The organism is Flavobacterium sp. 38 (genome assembly GCF_057799715.1).
Genome location: NZ_JBYNWZ010000001.1, coordinates 189,846 through 204,227 on the forward strand (window position 1 = coordinate 189,846; position 14,382 = coordinate 204,227).

15 protein-coding genes are annotated in these 14,382 nt (G+C 32.2%); 5 read left to right on the forward strand and 10 right to left on the reverse strand.

The features are described 5' to 3' along the window. Positions 1-8 precede the first annotated feature (8 nt). Positions 9-674, reverse strand: coding sequence for a succinate dehydrogenase cytochrome b subunit (locus AC3E9W_RS00870; RefSeq protein ID WP_306153454.1), 666 nt, complete (start codon positions 672-674; stop codon positions 9-11). 356 nt (positions 675-1,030) lie between these two features. Here AC3E9W_RS00870 and AC3E9W_RS00875 point away from each other — a divergent pair, with 356 nt between their 5' ends. Beyond that, complete coding sequence (locus tag AC3E9W_RS00875; protein ID WP_488766299.1) at positions 1,031-2,392, forward strand: hydroxymethylglutaryl-CoA synthase family protein; 1,362 nt, start codon at positions 1,031-1,033, stop codon at positions 2,390-2,392. 267 nt (positions 2,393-2,659) lie between these two features. Here AC3E9W_RS00875 and AC3E9W_RS00880 read toward each other — a convergent pair whose 3' ends face one another. From AC3E9W_RS00880 to AC3E9W_RS00895, 4 genes are all read right to left on the reverse strand, one after another. Next, the gene (locus AC3E9W_RS00880) at positions 2,660-3,214 is read right to left on the reverse strand and encodes a hypothetical protein (RefSeq protein ID WP_488766301.1); all 555 of its coding nucleotides are present in this window, start codon (positions 3,212-3,214) and stop codon (positions 2,660-2,662) included. Between the two features lie 100 nt (positions 3,215-3,314). Beyond that, the gene (locus AC3E9W_RS00885) at positions 3,315-4,055 is read right to left on the reverse strand and encodes a LytTR family DNA-binding domain-containing protein (protein WP_488766303.1); all 741 of its coding nucleotides are present in this window, start codon (positions 4,053-4,055) and stop codon (positions 3,315-3,317) included. 56 nt (positions 4,056-4,111) lie between these two features. Then, complete coding sequence (locus AC3E9W_RS00890; protein ID WP_488766305.1) at positions 4,112-4,540, reverse strand: GNAT family N-acetyltransferase; 429 nt, start codon at positions 4,538-4,540, stop codon at positions 4,112-4,114. Between the two features lie 7 nt (positions 4,541-4,547). After that, positions 4,548-5,153, reverse strand: a complete 606-nt coding sequence (locus tag AC3E9W_RS00895; RefSeq protein WP_488766307.1) for a hypothetical protein — start codon at positions 5,151-5,153, stop codon at positions 4,548-4,550. A 458-nt stretch (positions 5,154-5,611) separates the two neighbouring features. Here AC3E9W_RS00895 and AC3E9W_RS00900 point away from each other — a divergent pair, with 458 nt between their 5' ends. After that, positions 5,612-6,904: an aminopeptidase P family protein gene (locus AC3E9W_RS00900; RefSeq protein ID WP_488766308.1), complete on the forward strand. Its 1,293-nt coding sequence runs from the start codon at positions 5,612-5,614 to the stop codon at positions 6,902-6,904. Positions 6,905-6,966: 62 nt separating this feature from the next. Here AC3E9W_RS00900 and AC3E9W_RS00905 read toward each other — a convergent pair whose 3' ends face one another. Together AC3E9W_RS00905 and AC3E9W_RS00910 are read right to left on the reverse strand one after the other, a co-directional pair. Next, on the reverse strand, positions 6,967-7,485 hold the full coding sequence (locus tag AC3E9W_RS00905; RefSeq protein WP_306153467.1) for a ferritin: 519 nt from the start codon (positions 7,483-7,485) through the stop codon (positions 6,967-6,969). An 88-nt stretch (positions 7,486-7,573) separates the two neighbouring features. Continuing rightward, complete coding sequence (locus AC3E9W_RS00910; protein ID WP_306153469.1) at positions 7,574-7,930, reverse strand: hypothetical protein; 357 nt, start codon at positions 7,928-7,930, stop codon at positions 7,574-7,576. A gap of 178 nt (positions 7,931-8,108) precedes the next feature. On the opposite strand from AC3E9W_RS00910, the gene AC3E9W_RS00915 reads away from it, so the two are divergent. Both AC3E9W_RS00915 and AC3E9W_RS00920 read left to right on the forward strand, forming a co-directional pair. Next, entirely contained in the window at positions 8,109-8,912 is an 804-nt protein-coding gene (locus AC3E9W_RS00915) for a TIGR00266 family protein (RefSeq protein WP_456894705.1), read from the forward strand. A gap of 167 nt (positions 8,913-9,079) precedes the next feature. Beyond that, entirely contained in the window at positions 9,080-9,856 is a 777-nt protein-coding gene (locus AC3E9W_RS00920) for an alpha/beta fold hydrolase (RefSeq protein WP_488766310.1), read from the forward strand. Between the two features lie 85 nt (positions 9,857-9,941). Here AC3E9W_RS00920 and AC3E9W_RS00925 read toward each other — a convergent pair whose 3' ends face one another. Both AC3E9W_RS00925 and AC3E9W_RS00930 read right to left on the reverse strand, forming a co-directional pair. Further along, entirely contained in the window at positions 9,942-10,316 is a 375-nt protein-coding gene (locus AC3E9W_RS00925) for a hypothetical protein (RefSeq protein WP_294788253.1), read from the reverse strand. 24 nt (positions 10,317-10,340) lie between these two features. Continuing rightward, entirely contained in the window at positions 10,341-10,661 is a 321-nt protein-coding gene (locus AC3E9W_RS00930) for a roadblock/LC7 domain-containing protein (RefSeq protein WP_095928511.1), read from the reverse strand. A gap of 288 nt (positions 10,662-10,949) precedes the next feature. Here AC3E9W_RS00930 and AC3E9W_RS00935 point away from each other — a divergent pair, with 288 nt between their 5' ends. After that, positions 10,950-11,093 carry a hypothetical protein gene (locus tag AC3E9W_RS00935; RefSeq protein WP_306153476.1) on the forward strand — a complete coding sequence of 48 codons (144 nt, stop codon included), beginning with the start codon at positions 10,950-10,952 and terminating at the stop codon, positions 11,091-11,093. 483 nt (positions 11,094-11,576) lie between these two features. Here AC3E9W_RS00935 and AC3E9W_RS00940 read toward each other — a convergent pair whose 3' ends face one another. After that, positions 11,577-14,339, reverse strand: coding sequence for a PD-(D/E)XK nuclease family protein (locus AC3E9W_RS00940; protein ID WP_488766311.1), 2,763 nt, complete (start codon positions 14,337-14,339; stop codon positions 11,577-11,579). Positions 14,340-14,382: the final 43 nt, after the last annotated feature.

The following is a 14,382-nucleotide window of genomic DNA, read 5'->3' on the forward strand; positions in this document are numbered from 1 at the left end:
GATATTAATTATTGGTTGAAATGATGAAAAAGTGCGATAATTACAAAAGCTGCTGGTACAACAACTGCAAACCAGTAACCTACTTTTGCCAAAAATCTTGAATATTTGTTGTGCATCCCCATTGATTGAAGAGAAGATGCAAATCCGTGCCATAAGTGAAATCCTAAAAGGATAAAAGAAATACAGTATAATCCTGTACGAACTGGACTGTGAAATTTGTGAACTAACTCACCATAATATCTTGTAGCGTCTGGAGCTGTACCTGCTACATATTTATAGCTTAATTCAGGAAACCAGAAATCATAAAAGTGCAATACTAAGAATGCTAAAATAACCAATCCAGAAATAATCATATTTCTAGAACTCCAAGAAGCGTTTGCTGCTCCATTGTACTTTGCGTACGAAATTGGTCTTGCCGCGCTGTTTTGAGCAGTAAGAACAAATCCCATTACGAAGTGCAAAATTACTCCGAATGCCAAAACTGGCTGCATTACATATTGTATTAGCGGATTGTAACCCATAAAATGAGAAACTTCGTTAAAAACGGGTTCACTCAAAATAGAAATAAAATTTAAGGTAACATGCAGCGCTAAAAACGTGATTAAGAATATTCCCGAAAGAGCCATTGCTACTTTCTTTAAGATGGAAGCATTCAACTGTGCAGATTGTGCCATAAGTGTTAAGTAGTTTGTTTTAAAAAATTAGACAAAAATAACTCAATTACAAAAGAACTACAACCATTTCGCTGTTATTTATAATGATTTTAAAATAGCCCCTTTCTACGTATTTTTACGTACAAAAATGAAGCTGCTAAAAAATAATTCACTATGGAAAACGTCAAGACACTGCTTTTTAAGACTTAAAGAAAAAATTACCCTCTAAGTAGATTACCAAAAATTTATCATATTGTTATTTTATTCAAAGTTTTGATTTGTTTTCTTTAAAAGTGATGTTCAGCAGAAATTTTGTCTAAGTAAAAAATTGTCATTCCACAACATAGTTTTACCTTTAGCGGCTCAAAAAATTAAGAATGAAAACAGGAATTGATGCTATCTCATTTGATGTAGCAAACATACATTTACCCATAAAAACTTTGGCTGTTGCCAGAAATATTGAACCAGAAAAATTAGAAAAAGGTCTTGGATTACTAAAAATGACTTTTCCAGACGTTCACCAAGATGCTGTTGTTTTTGGAGCAAATGCTTTAACCAAATTGATTCATGACAACAATATAAACCTTAACGAAATCAGCCGTATTTATGTTGGTACCGAAAGCGGTGTTGACAGTTCTAAGCCAATTGCTTCTTACCTTATTAGTTTAATGGAGCAAAAATTTGGCGAAGATGCTTTGGCTGAATGCGATGTTGTCGATTTTACTTTTGCCTGTATTGGCGGTGTTGATGCACTTCAAAACTGTTTGGATTTTGTAAAATTGAATCCGACAAAAAAAGCAATTGTAGTTACAAGTGATTTCGCTAAATACGATTTAAATTCTGGCGGAGAATACACTCAAGGTGCCGGAGCTGTTGCAATGTTAATTGCTGCAAACCCAAAAATTATTGCTTTTGATGACAATTGGGCAACGAGCACAAAAGGTGTTTTTGACTTCTTTAAGCCTTATAGAACAATTTCTAAAGAAGAAATCACGAAAAACACCAACAACGATTCTTGGTTTGACAATTTAGAAGCCGAAATCGAAATCCATAAAGATCAGCCAGTTTTTGACGGCCAATATTCGAATCAATGTTATATGGATCGTACGCGTAATGCGTATTTTTCATTCAAAAAATTAAAAAATACGACCGAGACTTTATACAACACTTGGCACAGTATCGTGATGCACTTGCCTTATTCTTTTCAAGGTCGTAGAATGTTGTCTGAAATTTATGCTTTAGACAGTGCCGAAAAAATTATTGCTGATGATATTGCTCCTGCAGATTATCAGGCCAAAATTAAAGAAGTAGCAAAATCGGATGATTACAGAAGTTTTGTAACGGAGAAATTACAACCTGCTGAATTAGCTTCTTCTTTAATTGGAAATCTATATACAGGTTCTATTTTCATGGGATTATTATCGACTTTGGCGCATTTTTATGATACTAATAATGAAGTTGCCGGAGAAAAATTTGGATTCTTAGCTTACGGAAGCGGATCAAAATCGAAAGTTTTTGAAGGAACAATTCAACCAGAATGGAAATCAGCATTAGCAAATGTGAAGCTTTTTGAAAATTTAGCAGAAAGCGTAGAAATTGATTTCAATACTTATGAAGGTCTTCATAAAAAAGAACTAAAACAAAGCGTAAGAACTCCGAAACAAGAATGGGTCTTGGACCGAATTGAAAAAGAAATCCCTGTTTTAATTGGGGCTAGATATTATAAATGGGTGGAATAAATTAAAATTCCAATTTTTGAAAACCCAAATTCCAAATAAAAAACCGAAACTTAATTGTTTCGGTTTTTTTATACACATTTTTTGTCATTCTGAGGAACGAAGAATCGCATTAGTATTTCGTCAAAGATTAGTGAATTTGTTTGCGGAATTCCTTGTGAGATTCTTCGTTCCTCAGAATGACAAGTAAAAAATCCTTTGTCAAAGTTTAAAACTTTGACAAAGGTCATGCGCAAAATCGGGGAATTATCTAATTATCAAATTGACAAATTATCTAATTAACTTTTCTTCCTTTCTAAACAGCAAAAATCCCAATCCCAAAACAAAAACCAAACAACTCAACAGCATATAAACTCCATTTTTCAATACAAAAAACGAAACGCCAATTGCTATCGAAGAAAGAAAAACCAAAATAGAACTGATTGCATTTGTTTTAATAAATCGCAATACATGTAAAGACAAACCAATAAAAAGTAAAGATGGACCAATTATTATAAAAGAATATAAAATAAATGGCGAATTACTGATATGATTACTAAACTGATCTCTAACCAAGTCATCATTGCCAAAACTGAACATAATAAAATCAATTGTACAAAGTCCGATGTGAGCAACAACACCTAAAGATGTTACAAAACAAGCAACAGAATTCAATCTGTTTTTCGGAAAAACATCATTAAAAGACAACAATAAACAAGCCCCAATTATATTAAATAAATGAGGCAAATCCATTGGTATATTAAAATCTGGCAGAACTTTGGAAAAGAAGAGATAACTGAGAAGAAAAAATAATAATCCGAGAAGGCATAAATGTTTTGTTTTCATAATTGTTTTTAAAATTGAAAAACAAAACTAGAACAAGAAAACCTCTAAACTATTGATTTTATTGGCTTAGGTACAAAACACTTCTTTTTAGGTATAAAAATTATAAAGCCAAAAGAGCTTCTTTATAATTTTTAGAAACCGGAAGTTCAATTTGTGTCAAAACAATTGTATTTGAATCTTTCCAAGACTTAAAATGGAGCGGATTTATTAAATGCGAACGATGTATTTGAACCAAAAAATCAAAATCTTTCTGAATTTTTTTAAGCGAAGACCGAATAAGTTTAGAGTGAAGTTTATCATTTTCGATATAAAAAATCTCGACATAATTCTGCGCATTCGAAATACAAACCAAATCGGCTTTTTTGATTTTTAAAATGTCGTGTTTATTTTCTCCTTTAAAAATCAGAACATCTTCTTTTATCGGAATCAGCTTAATTAAATATCTTCTTGCCAGAATAATTACTGGAGTCAGAATTAGTGCAACTTTGATGAAAATTATAGTGAGGAATTCAGTAAAATTATATCCGCCGTTTAGAACTGGACTTTTGTAATAAGTGTAAACTCCGAGTAAATAAATCAGATAAAAAAATATAATTCCGCTTATTTCTAATGCGATATTCCAAGTTGAACTTTTCTCGTAAATCACTTTTTGAATAATTGCCAGAATTCCATAACACAAAAAAGCCAGCAAACTGAATCCAATACTTATTAAAAGCCAGGATTGAAAATTTATAGTTCCATCGTCAAAAGGTCTTATAATGAATGCAAAAACGAAAAGCCAAATGCTAATTAAAGCTCCAATTATTAAATGATGTTTTATGGATGGGTTTAGTTTATTCATTTATTAAGAAATGCTTTTTGCCACGAAGGCACAAAGACTCAAAGTTTGTTTTTTCGTTATTTTAAAATCGTAAATTTATTATGACTCAAAGTAAAACCTAGATTTTCATAAATTGCTACGTTTTCTACTCGCTTTTTGTTTGTCGTTACTTCGATGCTTTTTAGATTATTCTGTTTAGAATACTGAATTATTTCATCAACTAATTTTCTTCCAACGCCTTTTCCACGGTGATTTTTGTCGATAAAAAACTCCTGAATTTCGCCAACCAAACCGCAATGATGCATTAAATTTTGAACATGAAATGTTATGAAACCTAAACTTTCGTTTCCGCTTTCCGCAATTAAATAAAGATGATTTGGGTTTGAAATGTTTTCGTTGAATATGCTTTTGAAAGTTTCGAAATCAAAAACTTCATTTTCGAGCTCGCATATTGATTTGTAGACGAAATCTAGGTCTTGGATACGGATTTTTCTTATTTCAGTCATCTTTCATTCAAAATTGAATTATTTTTTCACTCCCATTAAAGTTTTCTGTCCATTCAATACTTATAAATTTATCACAATTCTCTTTCATATCTTCTGCCCAATCAATTAATATTGCGGAACCTCCGTCTTTAATTTCATTTCTAACTATATCAATAGTTTCTTTTGCATCAACGGGGCCCTGTCCCGCTAACTCAAAAACAATATATTTTGTTTTAGAAAATGTGGCGTATAACGAAAGAAGCCTTTTAGTATTCCAGCCAAGTTCATTTATTTTTGTTTTTTTGTTAATCCAGGGATTTTCATAAAGTCTCTGAATAAATTTACTTTCCAAATTTGCATTTTTCCTTAAATATTCATCGACTCTAAGTGGAAAAAACAATCTTCTAAATTTTGATTCTCTAAAATAATCCACATAAGTCAATATTTTCTCAACCCTGATATTTTCATTTTTTACTTTTCCAGTAAAAATATTAACTAGTCCTGTTTTGATATTTTGAAAATGAGCTCCTCCGTACAGATATATTACAACCAGTTCTCCTTCTCTCAACTCAAAAGGCGGTATAAAATATTGGTCGGTTTTTATTCCTTTGCTTTCTATTAATAATTCCTGCATTTTTATATCGATTAATCCAAAGCAATATACGAATTTGAACAATTGAAAATCATTCTGAAATTCCAGAAGAAAACTTGAACAAAAAACTAAACTTGCGTGAGGGATAGAGGCGGTATCCTTTTATGTAGCGGAGCGGAATAAAAGATAAAGCCGAAAGCCCGACCCGGAGGGACACGCCATTATCAAGATTCTGAGACAGAAAGACTCTAAGTTGCTAAGATTAATTGCCAATCTTTGTAGAGTTTCTTGCGGAGATCTCTCCTTCGTCGAGATGACAAGATTGGGTAAAAATCTGCAAAATCTCCTAAATCTGCGTGAAACAAAAAACTTTGCGCCTTTGCGCCTTCGTGGCAAAAACTCTAGAACCAAAACAAATAAGAAAACTTTAATAAATCTATTTCGCTTAAAATCCTTAAAATATGTAATTTTGAAATTCGAAGTTCAAAAATGAAATAATTATGAAATATCATCAAATAAACAGTGGTCTTTTTGTAAAAAACCGCAGAAAGTTCATGGCAGAAATGAAACCTAACTCAGTTGCCGTGTTCAATTCAAATGACATTTACCCAATTAGTGCCGACAGTACACTTCCTTTTGCGCAGCACAGAGATATTTTTTATCTGAGCGGTGTCGATCAGGAAGAAAGTGTTTTGCTTTTGTTTCCGGATGCGCCTTATGAAAGTCAGAGAGAAATTCTTTTCTTGAGAGAAACAAACGATCATATCGCGGTTTGGGAAGGTGAAAAACTAACAAAAGAACGCGCATTTCAGGTTTCGGGAATTAGAACAGTTTATTGGTTACAGGATTTTCATAAAGTTTTGAACGAGATGATGACGTATGCCGACACGATGTATATCAATACCAACGAACATTACCGCGCTACTGTTGAAACAGAAACGCGTGAAGCTCGCTTTGTAAAATGGTGGAAAGAGCGTTATCCTGCACACAATGTGGCAAAAAGCAACCCAATTTTACAAAGACTTCGTTCTGTAAAAGAAAGCGAAGAAATCGATTTGATTCAGCACGCTTGTGATATTACAGAAAAAGGTTTCCGCAGATTATTAGGATTTGTAAAACCAAACGTTACAGAATATGAAGTGGAAGCTGAATTGGCACACGAATTTATCCGTAACCGCTCAAGAGGTTTTGCTTACACGCCAATTATTGCTTCTGGAAACAATGCGAATGTTTTGCATTATATCGAAAACAATCAGCAATGTAAAGCAGGTGATTTATTATTATTGGATGTTGCTGCAGAATACGCTAATTATTCAAGCGATATGACAAGAACAATTCCAGTTTCTGGACGTTTTACAGATCGCCAAAAAGCGGTTTACAACGCGGTTTTAAGAGTTAAAAATGAAGCTACAAAAATGCTTACTCCTGGAACGCTTTGGAAACAATATCATATTGAAGTAGGTAAAATTATGACTTCTGAATTGCTTGGTTTAGGCTTATTAGATAAAGCTGATGTTCAGAACGAAAATCCAGAATGGCCTGCTTACAAAAAATATTTCATGCACGGAACTTCGCACCACATGGGACTAGACACGCACGATTACGGATTGCTTCACGAACCAATGAAACCGAATATGGTTTTCACAGTTGAGCCAGGAATTTACATTCCAGCAGAAAAATTCGGAATCCGTTTAGAAGATAATGTTGTCGTTCAGGAAAAAGGAGAGCCTTTCAACTTAATGAGAAACATTCCAGTTGAAGCTGACGAGATTGAAACTTTGATGAATGAATAAACAAAAGAAGCCCTTAATATTGAATTATTAAGGGCTTTTTATTTTATAAATCTCGGTTTTAATTATCCGATTTTTGCTATCTGTACATCCAATTGGAATTTTCCAGCAGCTTCATTTTCATCGATCAACTCAAAAAGCTCTAATGCTCTTCTTGCGTTTTTCTCTTCTTCTCTTTGCTCAGCAACATACCACATCATGAAATCTTCTGTAGCGTAGTCGTTTTCAGCTCTACATTTTGCAATTACTTTATTAACCGCTTGAGTAACTGCAATTTCATTTTGTAAAGCAATTTCAAATACTTCTCTCAAAGAAGCAAATTCCTGCTGTACTTCTGGATTAGATGGCGTAACTGCAATCCCTCCCATATCTGTAATATATTTGAAAACTTTTAGAAAATGCTCTCTTTCTTCTTCGGCTTGCTTATACAAGTAAGATGCTGTATTAGCATAACCATTTCTATCTAACCATGCTGCCATAGCTAAATATTTGTTTGAAGCGTCGCTTTCTAATTTTGCCTGTAAGTTCAATATATTTTCAATCCCTTCAGTTAATGAAGTGCTTGTTCTTAGTAAATCTTTCATAGTCTTAAATTTTAATAATGTAAAATTACTAAAATTAGACCGAAGTGCCGTAAATGTCTGAAAATTTGGATTTAATCTAAGTAAGAATCTAAATAAGCTCCGCTTTTAAAACATTACAAAGCATAGAATGAAGGTTGAGCGTAAATTTAGTTCCGTTCAATAATTCTCTAAGCTGCACTATTTCGCAGATGGTAAGATTTCTGGAAAAATTCCTTTTAGTAGTCTCAATCAACTGCGCATCTGATTTATCAGACAAGTCATAAAGCATATTCAAAATGTCGACATTATTAACCTTTCTTTGAAAAATCAAAAAATCATGAATTTTATAACTTGACACTGTATCAACAAAATTGATAACGATAGTATTGGTCAAATCACATTGATAACTGTATCCTTTTTCGGTTTCAAATAATACTTGGTTGGTCGAATCACTAACTAATGCCATTCTAAAAAAATTATTAACGATGCAAAAATATATAATTTAAAGCAAATAAAAACATAATTAAGACTAATTTAAAATAATAAAATCATGTTTTGTTTTGAAAAAGATGTTTAGAACACTAAAATCTGTAACATTCTAGAGTGGTTTTCGACTAATTTTAAAAACAAATAACTTAGAAATTATGCAATCACACGAAATAGATTATCAGATTTTTGGAGAAGAAATGCAGTATGTCGAGATAGAATTGGACCCGCAAGAAATTGTAATTGCCGAAGCTGGCAGTTTTATGATGATGGAAAATAATATCCAAATGGAAACCATATTTGGCGATGGTTCTCAGCAACAGGGATCCGGTTTGTTCGGCAAACTTTTAAATGCAGGAAAGAGAGTTCTTACTGGAGAAAGTTTATTCATGACCGCTTTTTTAAATCAGGGCAATACTAAAAGCAAAGTTTCATTTGCATCACCATATCCTGGAAAAATCCTTCCGATTGATTTAACAGAATTTCAAGGAAAATTTATCTGTCAAAAAAGTTCTTTCTTATGCGCTGCAAAGGGCGTTTCTGTCGGAATAGAATTTTCTCAGAAGCTAGGCCGAGGCTTATTTGGCGGAGAAGGTTTTATTATGCAAAAAATTGAAGGAGACGGTATGGCATTCGTTCATTCTGGAGGAACAATGGCTAAAAAACAATTAGCTCCTGGCGAGGTTCTAAAAGTAGACACGGGCTGTATTATCGGTTTTACCAAAGATGTAGATTACGATATTGAATTTATTGGCGGTATCAAGAATTCAATTTTTGGTGGCGAAGGCTTATTCTATGCCACTTTAAAAGGTCCGGGAACTGTATATATTCAGTCATTACCATTCTCAAGATTGGCTGATCGCATTATCGCATCGGCACCACGATCTGGTGGAAACAGTCGTGATGAAGGAAGTCTCCTTGGTGGGTTAGGTAATCTTCTAGATGGAGACAATCGTTTTTAATTTATAGAACGGCTTTCAGAAATGAGAGCCGTTTCTTTTTAAACCTTATATCTCATATTAAATATTTAAAATTAACTCGATTCATTTTTTTTTGACTGAAATGAACTTACATGACTTATATGGTTTGATCAATTACTAACTTTGTGTTTTAAATCAAAACTATTATTTTGAAAACTATCTTATATAAAAACACTAAAATCTCTTTTACTGATTCAGGAGAAGGCAATGCGATTGTTTTTCTTCATGGTTTCTTAGAAAACAAAAAAATGTGGGCAGAATATGTCTCGCTTTTTTCAGAGAAGTACCGCGTTGTAACTATCGATTTGTTAGGTCATGGCGAAACAGATTGTTTAGGCTATGTTCATTCGATGGAAGATAATGCAAACGCAGTCAATGAAGTTTTGGAAAATTTAGAAATCGAAAAAACAATAATTCACGGGCATTCTATGGGCGGTTATGTTGGTTTGGCTTTCGCCGAATTATATCCGCAGAAAATTCAAAAATTAGTTCTACAAAATTCTACTTCAAAAGAAGATAACGAAGAAAAAAAGTTAAACAGAACTCGCGCCATCAAAGCTGTAAAACAAAACTATGTAAGCTTTGTAAGTTTGGCAATTGCAAATTTATTTAGCGAAAATAACCGAACCCGATTAGCAGAAGAAATTGAGAAAGTAAAAACGGAAGCCTTAAAAACACCTTTGCAGGGAATCGTTGCTTCTTTGGAAGGAATGAAAATCAGAAAAGATAGAGAATGGCTTTTGAAAGAAAATAGATTTCCAGCTTTATTGATATTAGGAAAAAAAGATCCTGTTTTAAATTACGAAGAAAGTGTTTCTCAAATTGAAGATACCACTACAGAATTGGTTTCTTTTGAAGACGGACATATGAGTCAAATTGAAAATAAAGAAGAACTCAAAACCGTTTTACAAGAGTTCTTCCAGTAAAAACTAAAACTATTAAAATCGAAAAAGGCCATTTCTACCTTAGGGTTGAAACAGCCTTTTTCTCATTCTTGGGGGCAAAATATCATTATAACTTTGATGTAATATCTTTTTTGTATTTCGATAGAGTCGCTCTTGTTAAGCCAAGATTTGCTTTAGTAGAATCTACTGCTAGGTAGATAAAATATCTTCCATCTTCAGAAACATCAATAATATGAATCTGATCTGTCAGTGTAATTAAAATGTCATTAATTTTCTGATTTAACCCTAAAGCTCTAAGTGCGTTTAATTTAGCTTTTACAACTTCTAAATTATAAGCCGAAGCCAATTCTGGATCAAAATCAGGCTTTACTGTTAATGAGCAATAAGACATTCCTGTTTCCACTTCTGTAACTGAAACAGCAATAAATCCGTTAACATTTTCTTTTAAATCGTTTTGAAAATTTTGTAAAAAATCTGACATGTTATTAAAATATTTGGTTTTAAATTAGTTGTTAAAAATAGAATCCATTTTTCTTAGTAATAGACCCATTTTACTTAAATCTTTAGAAAGCAACGCGATACAATTATCATCTTGATTTTTGCTTGCTACAACAATTCCGTCGTTATTTTTGATCATTACTTGTTTAAGATCTCCATTGTTAACGTCTTCAGACATTTCAAGGCACATCTTTAAGATCATTCCGATCATTGCTGCAACATTTCCGTCGTATTCTAAATTAACAGACTCGTTTAAGATCCCATCAATATTAAAACTGAGTCCAGACTCTGCGCCAGTCTCTTCTACTAGTGTTTGTAAATCAATCATTTTCTTTTATTTGTCATGTTTTTGGAGCGCCAAAGATATTTTAATATTAACAATTGCGCGATAAACACTTGTTAAAAAAAGATGTAATATAACGTACTGAGTCACTTTTGTTTATCACTTAATTAATCCTATTTTTTTGCAAAAAATCTGCAAAAAAAATTAACATAAAAAGCAAATAATATCAAAAACATAACATTTCGCTTAACAAAACTCATTTCTAAAATTAACATTTGCAGAATGTTGTGTTTGACAAAAGTTTTTATATAGCTTTGCAAAAAATTTTATTAAATGAAAACAGTTGACGAATTACGCTTTGACCTAAATGTAAAACTGGAAAAGTTTAGAAGATTTCGTATTGAGAACGGACACATTAACACTACTGCTTCTGGAGAAAAATCTAAAAAAGGTTTCTTTAAAAAAATATTTAGCTAAAAGCATCTAAAAATTTGCCGAACTTGTCAGATAACCTTCTTGAATGAGTTCGGTTTTTTACTGATTATCTGCAACTTACCTCCGCTTAACATTCTTAAATCTGTTGTAATTCCTACTACACTTCTATAATTGTGATCAGTAATAATGATTCCTTTTTCTTGAGAATTTGCTTTAATTAACCGGAATTAAGCATCAATTATTTTGAGAGGAAAACATTAAAATAGTACATCCAGATAACATAAATTTAAATTGCTAAAAAGCTTCTATTTGCCAAAAGGCTATCATAATCTTTAAAGATTAACTTGCATTTTTTAAATTTAGAAGAAATTTTACAAAATCGTTTTAGCAAACAGGACACACTTTTGTTTATCGACACGTTATAAAATTGTTTTCAAAACCAAAAAACAATTTGAAACAAACTGGTTTTGATGCAGATAAGCAATATACTTAAACCATTTATATTTTAAATTAGACAATAGAAACTTATATTTTCTCTTCAAAAGGAATATTAATATCAAAAATCTCACTGAGCAAATTGGCAATTTCTTCTAGATAAGAATTCAAAATTTCAGGCGTTACTACAACATTCAAATCTTTCTCTTCCTTAAAACCAAAAGGCAAGAATCCAGATTTTAAATTTTTAAATGAAATAATACCAACTTCTATCGGAAGGTTTCCAGCTTCTTTTTCAAACATAAAAGCATACGCCAAAACCTGAATGATTTTATCGTTTTTAAGCTCCTGGGTTAATCCGTTCCAAGTTTTCAATATCACATTCGATTTCTCAACCTTTCCCGTCTTATAATCGATAATTCTAATTTTTCCGTCTCTACGTTCTATTCTATCTACATTTCCTTTTATTAAAACTGGAAACGGCAGTTTTGGATGAACAAATTCTCGTTCAAAAGTCTGCTCTAACGCAATAATTTGAATCGCTTCATTATTTTTTACCGATTCTAATTCCATTCTTAGGAAATTGGAAACATTTCGTTTTGCTACTTCAAAAGCCAAAAGATTTCTCCCTTTTTTGATTTCACCTTCTTTATAAACCAACTTAAACTGTTTGAGAACTTCATCGTCCAATAATTTAAAACAATTTAGAAGATCGCTTTCAGAAATAAATTTTCCAATAAAAGGCTCATAAAGCGCTTTCAACGTTTCGTGAATAATCGTTCCAAGAGTATTCAAAGCGATATTTTCTTCAACTTCTTCAACTTCACGAATTCTCAATATCTTTTGAAAATAAAACTCAATCGGGTTTCGAATGTAGCTAGTCAATGCCGATGGCGAAAAACCATTAGTAGCAATTTCTTTCAAACGCTCCATAACCATCTCAGATTTAGGAACAGAAATAGGTTCGTATGCCGTTGTTGGTAAAACGGGATTATAAATATCAAAAGTAAGATTATGATTTCGCTGTTTTTCGACCTCAAGCTGCGTGATAAAACGGCTTCTTTCTCCAGCATCCAATCCGTCATTTTCAGTATTGTAAATCAGATAAATATTTTTTGCTCTTTGCAATAAATGATAAAAATGATAAGTATAAATAGCATCTTTTTCCTTGAAAGTTGGAAGCCCAAGTTCTTTTTTCACATCATAAGGAATAAATGAATTCTGTGATTTTCCGGCCGGAAATTTTCCTTCATTCATAGACGTTATAATCACAGTTTCAAAGTCCAAAACACGACTTTCAAGAACTCCCATAATCTGCAGTCCACGCAATGGTTCACCTTCAAAAGATACTTCTGCCAAATCTATAATTTGCTTATAAATCGAATGAAGGGTATCGATATTATCAATATGGTGGTGTTTCGAATAATAATTTATAAGCTTATTTATCACTTTAAAGACGCCATAAACAAAAGCTTTAGCAATCTTTTCTTCTTCGTTATCGTTGCTAAAATGCTCTTTAATTGCAATTAATAAAGCAGAAATATTTTTTAAAACCGCAATAGAACCACTTTCCCATTTTTCAAATAATAAATTAAAAAAGCTTGACGGCTCAGGATGAAGTTCCCAAATTTTATATTGAGTAATAAAAGTATAATTATTCTCTTTTATTATTCTTACCAATCTCTGTGCATTTGCATAGGGCTCAACCAAAGGATGTGTCAAAACATCCAACACATCTTTGTAATAGAATACATAACTGCCACCTTTTCGAGAAAGTGCATTGGTATGCATTTTAAATAATTTAGCAACAAAAATCTGCGACGGATTATTCTTTCCAGAATATCCCATTGTAATATTTAAAGCTCCAACAGAAGATGGCAACGAATACAAAACAGGAACCAACAGATTCTCTTCACCAAGAACAACTGCAACTTTATCTAACGAAGCGTCTGGATTTTGATCTATTAAATTCTCAATAATGCTACCCGCCAATTTTGCTTGCCCAATCGTTTTTGGAGTTCCAATAATTTGAATATTTTTTGACTGAGAAAAATCATCTACAATCCACTCAAAGATATTAGACTTATAGTGTTTCCAGCTTTCTTTAAAACGTCTCAAAAAAAGCCCCGCATCGTGATATGGATCGTTAAGAAAAGCTTGATCAGCATCCCAATAAATCCTAGCTTGATCCAAAGCAAGCAAATGTTGCACTATTTTTTCCTCAGCAGCATTTAAAGCATTAAATCCGGCAAAAATAAAAGTGCGGTTTCCAATAGTATTCGAAAAATGATTAAGATTATTTACAGCTTCTCGATAAATCAACCCCTGATATCCGATTGATTTAAACAGCAAATGGTTATATAATGATTCGTAGTACAATGGAAGTAATTTCCAGAAGTCAATATAATTTTCTAGAAGTTTTGTTTTTTGATCGACTTCAAGCCCCCATTTTTTTATGTCTTCAATATCTTTTAAATAAGACAAAACATGTGAAGGATCTAAAAGATACCTGTCAATTTCATTGAAGTCTTGCAATAGAGTTTTTGCCCAATTTGCAAATAACTCAAAAGACTGTTGGTGTTTCTTTTCAGTAACAGACAAATAAACTTCGTAAAACTCAAACAAAAGCTCAATAGAATCAACTGCTCGTATTGAGGCTACATTTTGAACAAAATCTTCTATACTAGTAATTTCAGGTGCAATAATAGTTTTTGAAGTCTCTTTTTTCAGAGCTTCAATCAAAAAAACTTTTGCCCTTTTATTCGGAAGTATTATAGTTATTTCAGAAAGTTTATCTGCATAATCCTGAATTACAACGGAGGCAATTTTTTGAAGAAAAGAAGTATTTACCATAGGATAAAAATAAAAAAAGCCATTCAATTAAGAATGGCTTTTC